Below are 16,813 nucleotides of genomic sequence, written 5' to 3' on the forward strand. Positions count from 1 at the left end.
CGGAGTAAGGGTGCAATGTCATATGTTGTTGAGCATGAAGTTGGATCTGCCGTCCCTGGGACCCCGGCAGAAGGTCCGTGAGCAGGTCGCGCACGCGCTGCGGGCGGCGCTCGTGTCCGGGGAGATGCGGCCGGGCGTCGTGTACTCGGCGCCGGCGATCGCCGTCCGGTTCGGGGTGTCGCCGACGCCGGTCCGCGAGGCGATGATCGACCTCGCGCGGGAGGGGCTCGTCGCCGTCGTCCGCAACAAGGGGTTCAAGGTCACCGAGCTGTCCGACCGCGAGCTGGACGAGATCACCGAGGTGCGGGAGCTGATCGAGGTGCCCGCCGTGGTGCGCGCCGCCGAGCGCGGGCAGGCCGCCCGGGTCCGCGCGCTGCGCCCGCTCGCCGGGGAGATCGTGGCCGCCGCGGAGCGCCGCGACGTCCTCGCCTACATCGACGCCGACCACCGCTTCCACCTCGAACTGCTCGGGTTGTGCGGCAACGAGCACCTCGTCCGGCTGGTGAGCGAACTGCGGTACAAAGCGCGCCTGTACGGGGTGCCGCGGCTCGCCGAGCGCGGCGAGCTGGAGCCGTCCGCCCGCGAGCACGAGGACCTGCTCGACGCCGTCGCGGCGGGCGACGGCGATGGCGCCCGCACCCTGATGCGCCACCACCTCCGCCACATCCGCGGCATCTGGGCGGACCGACCCGAACGGCACCGTCCCCAACAGCGCTGACCGGCGCGTCACGCCAGGTCCTCGCAGTGCCGGACGACCTGCTCGACGACCTCCACCTCGTCCGACGGCGGGTACCGGACGGCGACCCGGCCGGGACCGTCGAGGTGCAGCGCGTCCCGGCTCACCCAGACGCACCGTCCCGCCCCGAGGTGCACCACGGTCAGCTCGTGGTCGGCGAAGACGCGCGGCTGGAGGCCCCGCGCGGCCGCGAGCGCGCAGATGCGCTCGTGCGACGGCCACCGCGACTGCGGCGCGGCGTGCCCCGGCACGGGGACGGTGAAGTACACGGCCTTGCCGGGGACGGGCCGCGCCCCGAGCCGTCCCCGCGTCGGATGGACGCCCCACCGGCCGCCCGCGTCCGCGGTCAGCGCGCCGACCAGCGTCAGCCCGCGGCCGCCCGCGGCGTCGATCGGCCGCGGCACCGGGCGCCGCCAGGGCGCCGCGTCGAACACCTTGAAAACGATCTCTGGATTCGTCCGGCCGCGCAGGTAGGCCCAAACCTCGGAACGTTCCCGGCCGCCGTGCAGAATGGCGTTCGCGGCCAACTCCGAAATGATCAATTCCGCGTCGGCGGCGGTTTCCGGCGGCAACTCGAATTGGGCGAGGACGGTGCGGGCGATGCCCCGCGCGGCCCCCGCCGCGCGGGGTCCGGGCGGCAGCGCCCAGGCCGGGAAGGCGCCGCCGCCCACGTCGGTCATGTCCAGCTCGGCCAGTCGCGGCTTTTCCGCCATGACGATCACTTTCCATGAGACGGACGGGACGGACCGGCCGGGAAGCCGCCGGGAGAGGGAGGCGGTGAGGAGGCCCTCTCCCGGCGGGAGGAGTACCGGCATTCTGTCCGCACTCCCGGGCCGCACGTCATCCGTTAGTGCATAATTTCCGGCTATGGATCTCGATATCAGCCATCTGCGCATGGTGTGCGCGATGGCGGAGACCGGGAGCATCACCCAGGCGGCGGCCCGGATGGGCATGTCGCAGCCCGCCATGTCGAACCAGCTGCGCCGCGTGGAGGAGATCGTCGGCGGGCAGCTGTTCGTCCGCAGCCGCACCGGTCTGGAGCCGACGGCGCTGGGCGGCCAGGTCATCTCGCGGGCGCGGACCGTCCTGTCCGAGCTGGACACGCTGTTCGGCGACCTGCACGGCGGCGACGGCCCGGCCGGCACGCTCGGCCTCGGCTGCGTGCACCTGGCCTGCGTCGCGAGCATCGTCGCGCGGGTGAGCGAGGCGCTTCCCGGGCGCAAGGTGTCGCTCCGCATCGAGCCGTCGTCGATCCTGCTCGGCGACGCCCTGGCGCGCGGCCATCTGGACGCGGCGCTGATCGGGGTCATGGAGGGCTTCGACGTCCCGCTCAGCGCGCCGGTCGTGACCCGCACGCTGGTGCCGCGCTACCCGATCTACGTGACGCTCACCGCGGCGCACCCGCTGGCGGGCCAGGACGAGATCAGCCTCTCCGATCTGAGGGACGAGCACTGGATCGGTCCGCCGGGCGCGGACGACGGCTCGCTCGCCTCGCTGCGGGCGTCCTGCCGGAAGGCGGGCTTCGAGCCGACCGTCCAGTACGAGGCGCCGAGCGGCGCGGCGATCCCGCTGGTCGCGGCGGGGCAGGCGATCCGCTTGGTGGACCCGTCCTGGCCGCCGAACCCCGGCACGGTCGTCCGCCCGCTGGCGGGCGAACCGCAGGTGGCGAAGCTCCTGGTGGCCTGGCGCCGGGACCGCCTGAGCCCGGAGAGCGCCACCGCCCTCTACCGCGGCCTGGCCGCCGCCTTCGTGGAACACGTGGGCAACAACCCGTCCTTCGGCGACTGGTGGCGGTCCCACCCGGAAGTCCACCCGATCGTCTAGCCAGGACGGCAGGCCGCCAAGAACAGATCCGAACCAGCGAACCTATATTCTGATCGTTGGTGAGGAGGGGGCATATGGATCCGGTGGCCGATGCCCTGGTAGGGCTGCCGGAGCTCGGCGGGCGCGACAGCCTGCGCGGGCAGGTCGCCGAAGCGTTGCGGAACGCGCTGATCGGCGGAAAGCTGCGCCCCGGCGTGGTGTACTCCGCCCCCGCGCTGGCCGAGGAGTTCGGTGTGTCGGCGACGCCGGTCCGCGAGGCGATGATCGATCTGGTCCGGGACGGACTGTTCGAGGCCGTGCGCAACCGCGGGTTCCGGGTGGTTCCGCTGTCGGCGCGCGACCTCGCGGAGCTGACCGAGCTCCGGGAGATGGTCGAGGTGCCCGCGGTGGCGCGGCTCGCCGGCGCCCTCCCGGACGACGCGCCGCCGAGGCTCCGCGCCCTGGCCGCCGAGACCGCGACCGAGGCGGGCACGGGCGATCTCCTCCGCTTCCTGGACGCCGACAGCCGCTTCCACGCCGAGCTGCTCGCGCTGACGCAGAACAGGACGCTCGCGCGGACCGTCCTCGATCTGCGGAGCCGGTCCCGCATGTACGGGCTGGTGAAGCCCGCGGCGAAGGACACCATGGAGACGGCGGCGGCCGAGCACGCCGAGCTGGTGGACGCGCTGGCCGACGGCGACACCGCGAAGGCACGCGAGATCATGCTCCGCCACCTGGACCACGTGCGGAACGCCTGGAGCTGACGCTCCCCACGCTGAGGGGCCCCGGAACTTCGGGTCTTGGCAAGTAGGGTTTTACATTTTACAGTGCAATTTCACATTGTAGAGCGGACGCCACCGCCTCCGGTGGCAGCCCCCGTCCGCGAAGGAGGAACCCCCCGATGGTCCGCCCGAAACGCAGTAGCGCGGCCCTGGCGATCGCCTCGGCCGCCGCGCTGACCTCGGTCTTCACGGCCGTACCGGCGTACGCCGGTACGCCCGCAGGCCGTGGCGCGCCCCCCGTGCACCCGCAGAAGGAGGCGAGGCAGGCACTCGTCCAGCAGATCGTCAACGACCAGGGCGTCCCGGCGGCCGAGGCCGCGCGCCGCGCCGACCGGCAGCCCGCGCAGCTCAAGCTGGCCGCGTCGGTCGGCCGGACGCTCGGCGCCCGGTACGGCGGCGCCTGGATCGACCAGAAGCACGGCGGCAGGCTCACCGTCGGCGTGACGACGGGCAAGGCCGCGCCCGCCGTGACCGAGGCGGCCGCGACGGCCGGGATCGCAGACACCGCGACGGCCCGCGTCCGGTACGGGTACCGGCACCTCCAGCAGGTGTCGGACGCGCTCGCCAAGCGGGTCGCCAAAGCCAACAAGGGCGCGAAGGACGGCCTCCAGACGGGGATCGTCACGTCCGGGAACAGGGTGCGGCTGACCAGCCTGCGCGGCGCGCCGGTCACCGCCGCGCAGCGGGACGTCCTGCGCTGGGCGAAGCGCGAGTTCGGCGACGCGGTCGAGGTCTCGACCCACGCGCAGAAGTCGGTGCCGCGCTACTGCCAGGACGACTACGCCTGCGACCCGCCGCTGCGCTCCGGGCTCGCGATCTTCACCGGCGGCGCGCGCTGCACGTCGGCGTTCACGGCGTACTCCGGCGGCAGCTACTACATGATGACCGCCGGGCACTGCGCCGAGATCGGCTACTGGTGGGACGTCTCCACCTACAGCTACGGCTACCAGAACGTCGGGGGCGTCGCCGGCTACGAGTTCAGCTGGTACGGCGACTCGGCGATCGTCTCCGTCGGCGATCCCGGCTGGTGGCAGCCGCGCGGCTGGGTGCTGTACGAGTCGCCGGTCTCCGGCAGTGAGGCCGACTACGTCGGCGGCTACGTCTGCAAGCAGGGCTCGACGACCGGCTACACCTGCGGGACGGTCACCGAGGTCGACGCCACCGTCTCCTACCCGGACCGGACGCTCTCCGGCATGACCTGGAGCACCGCGTGCGACGGTCCCGGCGACAGCGGCAGCGGCGTGTTCGCGGGCAACTACGCCCACGGCATCCTGAGCGGCGGCCCGTTCTCCGGCTGCGGCATGATCCACGAACCGATCGGCCGGGCCCTGTCGGCCTGGGGCGTCTCACTGCTCACCGGCTGAGCCGCTGAACGCGAACGGTGCCGCGCGCGGGCCCCCGACCCGGCGCGGCACCGTCCGCGTCCCCGCTTCTCCGGCTCAGGCGAGCGACTGCACCCAGTGCTCGACCTCTTCCGGATGGCGGGGCAGCCCGGCGGACATCAGGCGGGCGCCGGTCTCGGTGACGACGACGTCGTCCTCGATCCGGACGGCGATGCCCCGCAGCTCCTCCGGGACGGTCAGGTCGTCGGGCTGGAAATAGAGCCCCGGTTCGACGGTCAGGACGTGTCCCGGTTCCAGCACGCCGTCGAGGTACTGGGACGCTCGGGCCTGCGCGCAGTCGTGGACGTCCATCCCGAGCATGTGCCCGCTGCTGCACAGCGTGTAGCGGCGGTACACCCCGGACGCCGGGTCGAGCGCCGCGTCCGCGTCGGGCAGCACGCCCCACTCCGCGAGCCCTTCGGCGATGACGCGCATCGCGGCCTGGTGGAAGTCGCGGAACCGCGCCCCCGGCCGGACGGCGGCGAGCGCCGCCTCCTGCGCGTGGTAGACGAGGTCGTACACCTGCCGCTGGCGCGGCGTGAACCAGCCGTTGACCGGGATGGTGCGGGTGATGTCGGCCGTGTAGAGCGTGTCGGTCTCGACGCCCGCGTCGAGGAGGAGGGTGTCGCCCTTGCGGAGCGGGCCGTCGTTGCGCGTCCAGTGCAGGACGCAGCCGTGCGCCCCGGCGGCGGCGATCGTGTCGTAGCCGACGCCGTTGCCGGACGCGCGGGCGGAGCGCTCGAACGTCCCCTCGATCCAGCGCTCGCCGCGCGGGCGGCCGAGCGCGCACGGGATGGCGGCGACGGCGTCGCAGAACCCGTCGACGGTGTGGCCGACGGCGGCCTGGAGCTGGGCGATCTCCCAGTCGTCCTTGACGAGCCGCAGTTCGGCGACGGCGGCGGCGAGCTCCCGGTCGAGCGCGGGGTCCTTGACGGGGACGGCGGTGTCGACGTCCGCGGCGACGCCGCGCAGCGCCCGCGCGGGGACGGCGAGCCGCAGCGCGCCGGGCAGCGCGTCCAGCGGGCGGCAGACGACCCCGAGCCGCCGCTCCGTCTCGCCGAGCGTCTCGCGCGGCCCGACCCAGAACTCGCCGTCGCGGCGGTCCCGGTAGAAGGCGTCGCCGTGGCGGCCGGACGGCGGCCGCCGGTACACGACCGCCTCGTGCCCGCCGCCGGCCGGCTCCAGGACCAGGACGGCGCCCGGCCCGGTGTCGGCCGTCGTGTCCCCGGTGAGGTGCGCGTACGCGGTGTGCGGCCGGTAGCGGTGGTCGCAGTCGTTGCTCCGCACCTTCGGCGGCCCGGCGGGGACGACGAGCCGCTCGCCCGGGAACCGCTCCGCCAGCGCGGCGCGGCGGAGGGCGGCGTAGGCCGCGACGGGGTCGGCGACGGCGGGGAACGTGGTGGGAGGCGTGGCGGGGGGCGTGGCCCATTGCGTCCGCATGAAGGCGGCGAGGGCCGGCGAGACCGGCAGGTCGTGGCTGCCGGTGGCGAGACGGTCCATGTGCGGTCCCGGGGGTCGGAGTCAGACGGGGTCGGAGAGTCAGGCGAGGTCGGGGAGTCGGACGGGGCAGGCGGAGTCGGGCGGGGTGGAGATTCGGTAACGCTTCTAGACGTACAATTTTACTGTACTATTTTATATGACACTTCGCCCACCGATGTTCGGAGTGTCATGACACGTCCTCTGGGCCGCGCGCGCGGTCCGCTGCGCACCACGGCCGCCCTCTCGCTCTCCCTCGTCCTCGCCGGCGGGCTCGCGTCCTGCGGGTCGGACGGCGACGGGTCCTCCTCCGGGGCGGCCGGCGGCACGCTCACCGTCCTGTACACGCAGGACGTCGCCCACCTCGACCCGCAGCGCAACTACGTGATGTTCGCGATGGACTTCGGCGTCCGGCTGCTCTACCGGACCCTCACCACCTACGCCGCGAAGCCCGGCCAGCCGGGCACCGAGATCGTCCCGGACCTGGCCGAGGACGCCGGGAAGACCTCCGACGGCGGCCAGACCTGGACGTTCCGTCTCAAGCAGGGCCTCAAGTACGAGGACGGCACGCCGATCACCAGCCAGGACGTGAAGTACGGCGTGGAGCGCTCCTTCGCCCCCGACCTCCCCGAAGGCCCCGGCTACGCCCGGACGATGCTCGCGGGCGGCGACAAGTACAAGGGTCCGTACAAAGGTGGGAGCCTCGCGTCGATCGAGACGCCGGACGCCCGCACGGTCGTGTTCCACCTGAAGGAACCGTCCATGGACTGGCCGAAGATCGCGACGCTGCCGACGTTCGCGCCCGTCCCGAAGGCGAAGGACACCGGGGTCAACTACGACAAGCGCCCCTTCTCCTCCGGCCCGTACAAGGTGGAGTCGTACGACCGGGGACGGCGGCTCGTCCTCGTCCGGAACCCGCACTGGGACAAGGCCACCGACACCGTCAGGCAGGGGAAGCCGGACAGGATCGTCCTGGAGGAGGGCCTCGCGCAGACGGCCATCGACCAGCGCCTCATCGCCGACCAGGGCGCGGACAAGCGCGCGGTCACCCTCTACAGCGTCGCGGCGGCGAGCATGCCGCGCATCCTGACCAGGGCGGACGTCAAGAAGCGGTTCATCAGCGCGACGAGCCTGTGCACCCGGTTCCTCGCGATGAACACGTCCAAGCCGCCGTTCGACGACCCGCGCGTCCGGCAGGCGATGCAGTACGCGGTGGACAAGGAGGCGTACCGCACCGCGCACGGCGGCAGCGGCGTCGGCGAACTGGCGGGCTCCTACCTCCCGCCGACGATGACCGGCGGCAAGGCGCTCGACGTCTACCACGCGCCGCCGAACGGCGACCCGGCGCGGGCCAAGCAGCTGCTCACGGCGGCGGGCAAGGGCGGCGGGTTCTCGATCACGCTGACGACGACCAGTACCGAGCAGGGCAAGGCGGAGGGCGAGGCGGTGCAGCAGGGCCTCGCCCGCGTCGGCGTGAAGGTCCGGCTGAACCCGGTCGCGAAGAGCGTCTACTACGACGCCATCGGCGACATCAAGAAGGAGGACGAGCTGGTCTTCTACGGCTGGTGCGCCGACTTCCCGTCCGCGTCGTCGTTCATCCCGCCGGTCTTCGACGGGCGCAACATCACGCCGAAGGGCAACACGGTCGTCTCGCAGTACGACGACCGCGCGCTGAACGACGCGATCGGCGCGGCGGTGAAGGGCGGCGACACGGCCGCCTGGCAGGCCGTCGACCAGCGGATCATGCAGGCGTCGCCGATGGTCCCGCTGATCCACGACAAGCTGCCGCTGCTGCGCGGCTCGAAGGTCACCGGCGCCTTCGGCCACCCGATCTGGGAGGGCGAGTTCGACTTCGCCACGCTCGGGGTGTCGGAGTGAGCGCACCCTCCCTGGCCGAGGGGCGGGCGGCGACCCCGCCGCCCCTCGGCCGCTCCCCGTGGCGGACCGCCGCCCGGCGCCTGCGGCGCGATCCCGCGGCCCTGATCGGGCTCGGGATCGTGCTGCTGTTCGTCCTGATGGCGCTGACCGCGCCGGTGCTGACCGCGCTCAACGGGCACGGCCCGAACGAGTTCCACCCGGAGAAGATCGACAAGGCGCTGGCGGGCGCGCCGAAGGGCGCGCTCGGCGGCGTGGACGGCGACTTCTGGCTGGGCGTCGAGCCGGGCACCGGACGGGACGTGTTCAGCCGCATGGTGCACGGCGCGCGGATCTCGCTGCTGATCTCCGTCCTCGCGACCGGCGTCGCGACCGCCGCCGGGACCGCGCTCGGCCTCCTCGCGGGCTTCTCCGGCGGACGGCTGGACGCCCTGATCAGCCGCGTCATGGACCTCGTCCTGTCGTTCCCGCAGCTCATCTTCATGATCGCGCTGGTGTCGGTGCTGCCGGAGGGGAACCGGACGCTGGAGCTCGTCTTCGTCATGGGCTTCTTCGGCTGGCCGTACGTCGGGCGGATCGTGCGCGGGCAGGCGCTCGTCCTGCGCAGCCGCGAGTTCGTGGAGGCTGCGCGGGCGGCGGGCATGACGCGCGCCCGCATCCTGTTCCGCGAGGTGCTGCCGAACCTGCTGGCGCCGATCCTCGTGTACGCGACGCTGACCGTCCCGATCAACATCGGGACGGAGGCGGCCCTGTCGTTCCTCGGCATCGGCGTGCGCCCGCCGGACTCGTCCTGGGGGCAGATGATGGCGACCGCGATGACCTGGTACCAGGTCGACCCGATGTTCTTCGTCGTGCCGGGCGTGTGCCTGCTGCTGACCGTCCTCGCGTTCACGCTGCTCGGCGACGCCTTCCGGGACGCCCTCGACCCGCGGAGCGCCACCCGATGATCCGCTACGTCGCGCTGCGGCTGGCCGGGATGGCGGGCGTCCTGCTCGTCATCTGCGCGGTCACCTTCACGATCTTCTACGTCTTCCCCGCCGACCCGGCCCTCCAGGCGTGCGGCAAGTCGTGCACGCCGGAACGGCTCGCGATGCTGCACCACCAGATGGGCCTCGATCGTCCGCTGTGGAGGCAGTTCACCGGCTACCTGACCGGCATCTTCGCCGGACGGTCGTACGGCGAGGGCCCGCTCGCCGTGCAGTGCCATTTCCCCTGCCTCGGCTTCTCGTACCAGAACAACACGCCCGTCTGGGACCTGATGATGCGGCGGCTGCCGACGACGCTGTCGATCGCGGCGGGCGCGGCCGTGCTGTGGCTGGCGGGCGGCGTCGCGGTCGGCGTGATGTCCGCGCTGCGCAAGGACACGCTGCTGGACCGGACGATGATGGTCGGCACGCTCACCTCCGCGTCCCTGCCTATTTACTTCACGGCGATGACGTTGACGGTGCTCGTCGTCCAGGTCGGTGGGCTGCTGCCTTACTCCAGCTACGTCCCGGTCGGGCAGGACCCTGCGGGGTGGGCTAAGAACCTCGTCTTGCCTTGGGTCGCGCTCGCCTTGCTGTACGCCGCGATGTACGCGCGTATGACGCGAGCGTCGATGGTCGAGACGATGGCCGAGCCGTTCATCCGCACCGCCCGCGCGAAGGGCCTCCCGGAGCGGACGGTCGTCGCGAAGCACGGGCTGCGTGCCGGGCTGACGCCCGTCCTCACCGTGTTCGGGATGGACCTCGGCGCGCTGCTCGGCGGCGCCGTGATCACCGAGAGCGTGTTCGGGCTGCCCGGCCTCGGACGGCTCACCATCGACTCCATCGAGACGTCCGACCAGCCGGTCGTGATGGGCGTCGCGCTGCTCGCCGCCTTCTTCATCACGTTCGCCAATCTGGTCGTGGACCTCGCCTACGCCGTCGTCGACCCGCAGGTGAGGTTCTCATGAGCTTGTTGGACGTCCGGGACCTGACCGTCGAGTTCCCGCATCGGAAGGGGCCGTTGCGGGCCGTGGACGGGGTTTCGTTCGCCGTCGAGCCGGGGCGCACGGTCGGGATCGTCGGGGAGTCCGGATCCGGGAAGTCCGCGACCAGCCTCGCGATCATGGGGCTGCACGCGGCGGCGCGGATCGGCGGGTCGATCGAGCTGGACGGCGTCCAGCTGGTCGGCGCGGGCCGCGAGAAGATCCGCGCGGTGCGCGGCCGCCGGGTCGCGATGATCTTCCAGGACCCGCTGTCGTCGCTGCACCCGCACTTCCGCGTCGGCGAGCAGATCGCGGAGGCGCGGCGGCTGCACTTCGGGGAGTCGCGCCGGGCCGCGCACGCGCAGGCGGTGCGGCTGCTCGCGGACGTCGGCATCCCCGACCCGGACGAGCGGGCCCGCGACCATCCGCACCGGTTCTCCGGCGGGATGCGCCAGCGCGTCATGATCGCCATGGCGCTGGCCTGCGAGCCGGACCTGCTGATCGCGGACGAGCCGACGACCGCGCTGGACGTGACCGTCCAGGCGCAGATCCTGGAGCTGATCGCGGGCGCGCAGCGGGAGCGCGGGCTCGCCGTCCTGATGATCACGCACGATCTCGGGGTGGTCGCGCGGGTCGCCGACGACGTCCTCGTGATGTACGCGGGACGGGTCGTCGAGCACGCCGACGCGGAGACCCTGTTCGCCGCGCCGCGGCATCCCTACACGCGCGGGCTGCTCGGCTCGCTGCCGCGGCTGACCGGCCCGGCCGGGGAGCTGAGCCCGATCCCGGGGAGCCCGCCGTCGCTGCTGGCCCCGCCGTCCGGCTGCCCGTTCCATCCCCGCTGCCCCGACCGGATCGCGGCTTGCGAGATCGCGCGCCCTGAACTGGAGGGCGCGACCCACCAGGCGGCCTGCCACCTGACCGCCGCAAAGGAGCCCCGATGACCGCGTTGCTCTCCTTGGAAGGGCTGACGAAGACGTTTCAGACTCGGCGCGGGAGTGTCCGTGCGGTGGACGGGCTCGACCTGGAGGTGCGCTCCGGCGAGACCCTCGGGCTCGTCGGCGAGTCGGGCTGCGGGAAGTCGACGACCGGACGGATGCTCGTCCGGCTGCTCGACCCGACGTCCGGCCGCATCACCTTCGACGGCACGGACATCACCGCGCTCCCCCAGCGGCGCATGCGCCCGCTCCGCAGCGAATTGCAGATCGTGTTCCAGGACCCGTACTCGTCACTGAACCCGCGGCAGACGGTCGCGTCGATCGTCGGGGCGCCGCTGCGGGTGCAGGGCGTCCCGGTGGCGGAGGCGCACGCCCGCGTGCGGGAGATGCTGGGCCTCGTCGGCCTGGACGCCGAGCACGCCGGACGCTACCCGCACGAGTTCTCCGGCGGGCAGGCGCAGCGCATCGGGATCGCCCGCGCGCTCGTGACCCGGCCGCGCCTCGTCGTCGCGGACGAGCCGGTGTCGGCGCTCGACGTCTCGATCCAGGCCCAGATCGTCAACCTGCTGTCCGGGCTGCGCCGGGAACTGGACCTGGCGCTCGTGCTGATCGCGCACGACCTGGCCGTCGTCCGGCACGTGTGCGCGCGGGTCGCGGTGATGTACCTCGGCCGGATCGTCGAGATCGGCGACCGGGACGCGATCTACGACGCGCCCGCGCACCCGTACACGCGGGCGCTGCTGTCCGCGATCCCGCTGCCCGACCCGGTGGCCGAGCGGGCGCGGGAGCGGATCGTGCTGCGCGGCGACCCGCCGAGCCCGGCGTCGCCGCCGTCCGGCTGCCCGTTCCATCCGCGCTGCCACAAGGCGGAGTCGCGGTGCCGGGTGGAGCGTCCCGTCCTTTCGCGGGTCGCCGGACGCGAAGTCGCCTGCCATTTCCCTGAAACCTCCTGAGTTCCGGACGAGAAAGGGCCGGGATCGGGCTGCGGGGCCCGATCCCGGCTTTCTTTCACGCAGGGTCACACAAGGCCGGAATCAGTACTCGACCTTTACCGAAGCTCCGTTGAAAGCCTCCTTTCCGTACATGCTGATGTAGTTGTAACCGGCCGGCGGGCTGCTGACCGTCAGGGTCTCCGCGTTGCCCGCGTTCATGGATCGCTGGCCGTAGGACGTCGGCGTCGCCCACGTGCTGCCGTTGTAGTAGAGGTCGGCGTCGCCGGTTCCGCCGGACGAGGTGATGGTGATCGACCGCGTCCCGGACGGGATGTAGATGTACAGGTAGTACGTGCCGCCCTTCGCGGCGGAGAGGTTGCTCCGCTGGCAGTTCCGGTCGAGCTGCCTGGTGTCGGAGCCGGTGCACTCCTTCGTCCCGCCGCCGCCTCCGGCGGACACCGAGACCTGCTGCGTCACGGTGTCGGTGCCACCGGCGTTGTCGGTGACGGTGAGGGACACGGTGTAGTTGCCGTCCGCGCCATAGGTGTGGGACGGGTTGGCCGACGTCGACGTGGTGCCGTCGCCGAAGTCCCAGCGGCGGGACGCGATCGTCCCGTCGGAGTCGGTGGACTGGTCGGTGAACGCGACCGCCAGGCCGTTCGCCTGGTAGCCGAACCGGGCGACGGGCGCCTGGTTGCCGCCACCGCCGCCGCCCGCGCAGGCGCCGGCGGCGCAGGCGGCGAGCCACGTCCACCAGTCGCTGTCGTAGCGGCTGCCGATGGTGCTGGTCAGGTACGTCCGGGCGGCGTTCCAGTTGCCGGTCCGGTAGTAGCCGAGAACGGTGGAGATGTCGCCGGGGTGCTTCTCGAACATGTACCGGACGGCGAGGTATCCCCAGTAGTAGATGCGCGTCGTGTCATGGCTGTACGTCGTGTTGAAAAGGGTGCTTAGCGCGTACGTCCGCCGGGCGGCCTCGGCGATGGCCGAGTCGTTGTTGACCTTCCGGTAGGAGTAGGAGACGTACTCGGCGAAGCCCTCGATCCACCAGATGGTCGGCGTGGTGACATTGGCGTTGAAGTCGCCGTACATGTCGAACCGGCCGTCGAGGTAGTGGGTGTACTCGTGGTTGAGGTTCCAGATCTGGAACGTCGGACGCACCCATTCGGCCTCGTAGGCGATGAACCTCGGCTGGTTCCCCGACGCGGCCGGGTCGCCCTCCAGGTACATTCCGCCGTTGTTGGTGTCGATGCCGAACATCGCACCGGCGTACGTCTGGTAGTCCGTACTGGAATCGAAGACGCAGACCTCGATCGTGGTGTTGTTGTCGTTCGCGACCGGCCGGTTGCCGTCCTTCACCAGGCCGTGGAAGTAGGCGTCCTGGTTCAGCAGGCTCGCGCACGAGTCGGACAACTGCGCCGCCGTCATGTCCTGCGCCCGGATCCGGATGCTGGAACTGCACGTGTGGTTGATGGTCAGCACGTTCTGCGCCAACCGCTGCTGGAGGTTGCACGTGTCGTAGTAGGTGCAGTTCGCCTTGTCGTAGAAGTCGGTCATCTCAGCGATGCCGACCCACAGCGGAGCCGTCTTCCCGGTCATGGCGCTCTGCCCGAGAAGGCCCTTGGCCTGCGGCCTCACCTTCGCCTGGAGCGGCGAGTGCTGGAGGAAGCGGGCCATTTCGCGGCCGGCGTTGGAGACGAGGTAGCTGCGGTCCGTTCCGAGCAGGGAGAGGTGTCCGGACGCGAACGAGTTGAGCGTGTCCAGGAGACTCGGATCGGACTGCACAGCGGACACGAACTCCGGCACCTGGTGGCCGCGGAACAGGATCGTGTATACGTTGTTGACCGCGTTGAGCATCCACCAGTAGGCGTCGTAGGAGCTGTTGTATCCGGTCAGCATCCGCTTGATGACGTAGATGTACCGGGCGTTCTCCTGGGCGCTGTCGACCAGCGTGACCGCCTCGGCGAGCACCTCGCCGTTGGCGTCGCTGACCGTCGACGACCTGGAGTTTCCGAAGTAGGCGTCCAGCCCCGACTGGATCGCCGTCTTCAACGACGCGCCATAAGCGCCCACGTCGGTCGGGTAGTACCACTGCACGTAATACCCGGCGCGCAGGTAAAGGACGAGCTGAGCGGTACCCGTGGTGTTGTCGCCCGGGTAGTAGAGGCCGTTGTCGCGCAGCGCGTACGCGACCGTCGACATCTGGGATTCGCGGAAGGCGTAGTAGGCGTCGCCTCCGGTCAGGCTGAACAGCGTGTTGACGCAGTCCGTCGTGCTGCTTTTGATCTGCTGCACGAGCGCGCTTCCGGAACGGCTGGTGAAGTCGCTCGGACTGCACGCCGCCGCCGCTTTCGCCTTCGGCGCGCCCTTCGGGGCCTGCTTCATGGAAGGCCGCTGCCGTTCCGCGGATTTCCGCGGCTTGTCCGGACGGCTCTTCAGCGCGTCGTCCGTGGCGGGGAGCGGCGGCCGGTCCTTGACCGGGAGCGGCGACTTCCGCAGGTGCCCGCTCGCGTCGTCTCCGGTGCGGGCCGTGACGGGGTGCGGGCGGGGCGTGGGAGCCGCGTTGGCGGGGTTGGCGGGCGAGACCATGAAGCTGATCCCAAGCACAAGGACCAGCGACGCCCGCAGGCATCTGATCGAGGTATGTCTTTTTCTCACGGGGGGTTCCTCCGGGGCATCCCGGCGAGGCCGGGATGGGATTCCGATGGCTCGTGGACGAAAAGGCGCCGCCGGCCTCCAACTCCCGACGGTCTAGGCGATCTCTGCGCCCGCAGTGTGAGCGCCCCGTCCTCCCGGCGGTCATACGCCGCCCCATACATCTCCGTTATGCAAGAACCCCGAGTCCGCGGCCGCGTGCTTTGGCGGTGAGCGTCCCCGCCGTTCAGTCGCGGGCGCGGGACTCGATGCCGAAGGTCAGTTCGACGTTCTGCTCGTCCAGGTTCCACCGGCCTTCGCTGTACGCCTGGTTGCTGATCCAGAACACCATGACGCGCTGGTCGGGGAACCGCGCGAACTCGCCGAACGACCAGTCGTTCCCGCCGTCGTGCTCCACGAGCCACCGATCACGAGCGTGGACGACGCCCCAGCCATATCCGTAGTACGCCTTGAGGCCGTCGCGTTCTCCGACGTAGACATGCGGCTTGAACATCTTGCGCTTGGCGCCGTCCGAAAGGACGCCGGTGCCTTCGAGGGCCCGATGCCAGAGGAACATGTCGCGCGGCGTCGACAGCACACCACCATTCCCGCGCAGGTACCAGTAGGGCCCGTCGGACGCCCACGGGTGCTCGTTCGGCCGTCCCTGCGACCGTCCGTGCTCGTCGTATTCGACCGCGATGTCGTCGCGCTTCCAGCGCGGCAGGACGTATCCGGTTCGCGTCATCCCGGCAGGCGCGAACAGGTTCGTCGCCAAGTAGCGCTCGTAGCCGACGCCCGAGACCTTCTCCACGATCGCGGCCAGAACACTGAATCCCAGGTTGGAGTAATGGAATTCGGAGCCTGGCGCCGACTGGAGCTTCGACCGGAGCGCCACTTTCAGCATCCCGTCGCGCGAGACCGGCTCGTAGTCGTCGCCGCCCTGCTCGTCGTCCAGCCCGGACGTGTGCGTCAGCAGGTGGTGCAGCGTGATTCCCCGCTTGTCGGCGGGCACGGGCCCAAGGTATTCGGAGATCGGGTCGCTGACCCGCAACCGCCCCTGCATTTCAAGCTTCACGATGGCGGCGGCGGTGAACTGCTTCGTCATCGACATGACGTCGTAGACGGTGTCGCACCGCGCCGGGATTCGCAGCTCGCGGTCCGCGAAGCCGAAGCCTCGGCAGTGCACGAGCCCGCCGTCATGGGCGGCGGCGACCGTCCCGCCGGGGCCGCTCGGAATCTTCGCCCGCAGAAACTCCTGAATGGACGAGTCCACGGGTTCGGCCGGACGTTCATCAGCCCGAAGCGCCGCCCGCTCGTGGTCGCCGCACCCGCTGAACGCACCCGCCACGGCGAGCAGAACGGCGACCATTCCGATTCCCCACACATAATGGCTCCGCCTCATCCCCGGAACGCTACGGAGACGACCGGCGGACGTCGTCCCCCCGCAAGGGGAACCGCGCGCCCCTCCCGCCGGGGACGCCGCCCACTCGTCCGGTCACTCGTCCGGGCGGACCACCACCGCGTCGGCGGGCAGGTCGTCGAGCGGGGACAGGTCACCGTCCAGGATGTCGGCGCGGATGCGCACCTCGCGCAGGGCCGGGAGTTCACGGAGCGGCCGAAGGGAGACGATCTCCCCCGTGTACACCAAGGCGATCGTCTCAAGGCCCTTCATGCCGGTGAGCACGGAAAGGTCGAGGCGCGTCCGCACCTTCGGCTGGTAACCGGGCATAAGGCGCAGCACCCGCAGGCCCGTCAGTTCACGCAGCGGCTCAAGACTCTCGACCTGAGCATCGCGGACCCACAATTCGCTCAGGTCACGACAGCCTTCAATACCGTCCAACGTCGCCAGTTGTTTCCTGCCTTCCAGGCGCAACGACCGCAACGGCGGCGGAGCATCGCCGAGAAAGGACAGATCCGTTCCCTTCCAGTACCAGATGAGCAACTCACGCAGCTGTCGCAGTTCCGCGATGTGCTCCTTGCCCGGACGGTCGTCGATTCCGAGCCGGGTCAAACCGGCCGCCGCGAAACCGGGGATCGCCCGCGGGCTGCGCGTCAGCAGAACCAGTTCCCGCAGATCCGGCAACCGGAACGACGCCAGATCGTCGCGGATGCGCCCGTTGACCTCCAGGTAGCGAAGGCCGGTGCAGTCTTCCAGGAAGTCGAGGCTCTTGAACGCCGCCGGATGCGTGAACCGCATGTTCAGGCCGTCATGCCCGCCCTGGAGGTACTGCTCGGTCAGGCGTGCGAGGTCCCAGGGGCCGTCTCCCGGCCCCCGTGACAGCACGTCATAGTCGCCTCTCATGCCACCGC

At 71.0% G+C, this 16,813-nt stretch carries 14 protein-coding genes; 9 read left to right on the forward strand and 5 right to left on the reverse strand.

Translation table 11 applies throughout. From position 1 onward, the window contains the following. Nucleotides 1-34 precede the first annotated feature (34 nt). Nucleotides 35-718 (forward strand): GntR family transcriptional regulator, encoded by a 684-nt coding sequence (locus tag FXF65_RS17240; protein WP_246198807.1) that lies wholly within the window; start codon nt 35-37, stop codon nt 716-718. A gap of 8 nt (nt 719-726) precedes the next feature. Here the strand turns inward: FXF65_RS17240 and FXF65_RS17245 are convergent, their stop codons facing one another. Next, nucleotides 727-1,551, reverse strand: coding sequence for an ATP-binding protein (locus FXF65_RS17245; protein ID WP_187412351.1), 825 nt, complete (start codon nt 1,549-1,551; stop codon nt 727-729). Between the two features lie 52 nt (nt 1,552-1,603). On the opposite strand from FXF65_RS17245, the gene FXF65_RS17250 reads away from it, so the two are divergent. The 3 genes from FXF65_RS17250 to FXF65_RS17260 all read left to right on the forward strand — a co-directional run bounded on the left by FXF65_RS17250 (nt 1,604) and on the right by FXF65_RS17260 (nt 4,685). After that, complete coding sequence (locus tag FXF65_RS17250; protein WP_148350980.1) at nt 1,604-2,560, forward strand: LysR family transcriptional regulator; 957 nt, start codon at nt 1,604-1,606, stop codon at nt 2,558-2,560. A gap of 74 nt (nt 2,561-2,634) precedes the next feature. Next, on the forward strand, nt 2,635-3,303 hold the full coding sequence (locus FXF65_RS17255; RefSeq protein WP_148350981.1) for a GntR family transcriptional regulator: 669 nt from the start codon (nt 2,635-2,637) through the stop codon (nt 3,301-3,303). 137 nt (nt 3,304-3,440) lie between these two features. Continuing rightward, nucleotides 3,441-4,685, forward strand: a complete 1,245-nt coding sequence (locus FXF65_RS17260) for a S1 family peptidase (protein WP_148350982.1) — start codon at nt 3,441-3,443, stop codon at nt 4,683-4,685. Between the two features lie 75 nt (nt 4,686-4,760). On the opposite strand, the gene FXF65_RS17265 is transcribed toward FXF65_RS17260, so the two are convergent. Further along, on the reverse strand, nt 4,761-6,203 hold the full coding sequence (locus FXF65_RS17265; RefSeq protein WP_148350983.1) for an aminopeptidase P family protein: 1,443 nt from the start codon (nt 6,201-6,203) through the stop codon (nt 4,761-4,763). Nucleotides 6,204-6,371: 168 nt separating this feature from the next. Between FXF65_RS17265 and FXF65_RS17270 the strand changes: the two genes are divergently transcribed. The 5 genes from FXF65_RS17270 to FXF65_RS17290 are packed head-to-tail and all read left to right on the forward strand — an operon-like array spanning nt 6,372 to nt 11,893. After that, nucleotides 6,372-8,057, forward strand: a complete 1,686-nt coding sequence (locus FXF65_RS17270) for an ABC transporter substrate-binding protein (RefSeq protein WP_148350984.1) — start codon at nt 6,372-6,374, stop codon at nt 8,055-8,057. Next, a complete protein-coding gene (locus tag FXF65_RS17275; protein WP_148350985.1) occupies nt 8,054-9,001 on the forward strand; it encodes an ABC transporter permease in 948 nt (315 codons plus the stop codon). Before FXF65_RS17270 ends, FXF65_RS17275 begins: the two co-directional genes overlap by 4 nt. Next, nucleotides 8,998-9,987, forward strand: a complete 990-nt coding sequence (locus FXF65_RS17280) for an ABC transporter permease (protein ID WP_148350986.1) — start codon at nt 8,998-9,000, stop codon at nt 9,985-9,987. The genes FXF65_RS17275 and FXF65_RS17280 overlap by 4 nt, the downstream gene beginning before the upstream one ends. Then, nucleotides 9,984-10,946: an ABC transporter ATP-binding protein gene (locus tag FXF65_RS17285; RefSeq protein WP_148350987.1), complete on the forward strand. Its 963-nt coding sequence runs from the start codon at nt 9,984-9,986 to the stop codon at nt 10,944-10,946. The genes FXF65_RS17280 and FXF65_RS17285 overlap by 4 nt, the downstream gene beginning before the upstream one ends. Next, complete coding sequence (locus FXF65_RS17290) at nt 10,943-11,893, forward strand: ABC transporter ATP-binding protein (RefSeq protein ID WP_148350988.1); 951 nt, start codon at nt 10,943-10,945, stop codon at nt 11,891-11,893. Before FXF65_RS17285 ends, FXF65_RS17290 begins: the two co-directional genes overlap by 4 nt. An 81-nt stretch (nt 11,894-11,974) precedes the next feature. Here the strand turns inward: FXF65_RS17290 and FXF65_RS17295 are convergent, their stop codons facing one another. From FXF65_RS17295 to FXF65_RS17305, 3 genes are all read right to left on the reverse strand, one after another. Beyond that, nucleotides 11,975-14,527, reverse strand: coding sequence for a collagenase (locus FXF65_RS17295; protein ID WP_246198829.1), 2,553 nt, complete (start codon nt 14,525-14,527; stop codon nt 11,975-11,977). A 223-nt stretch (nt 14,528-14,750) separates the two neighbouring features. Continuing rightward, complete coding sequence (locus FXF65_RS17300) at nt 14,751-15,905, reverse strand: serine hydrolase domain-containing protein (protein ID WP_148350989.1); 1,155 nt, start codon at nt 15,903-15,905, stop codon at nt 14,751-14,753. 93 nt (nt 15,906-15,998) lie between these two features. Beyond that, nucleotides 15,999-16,805 (reverse strand): leucine-rich repeat domain-containing protein, encoded by an 807-nt coding sequence (locus FXF65_RS17305; protein WP_148350990.1) that lies wholly within the window; start codon nt 16,803-16,805, stop codon nt 15,999-16,001. Nucleotides 16,806-16,813 lie beyond the last annotated feature (8 nt).

Source organism: Actinomadura syzygii (assembly GCF_008085905.1).
Taxonomy (GTDB): domain Bacteria; phylum Actinomycetota; class Actinomycetes; order Streptosporangiales; family Streptosporangiaceae; genus Spirillospora; species Spirillospora syzygii.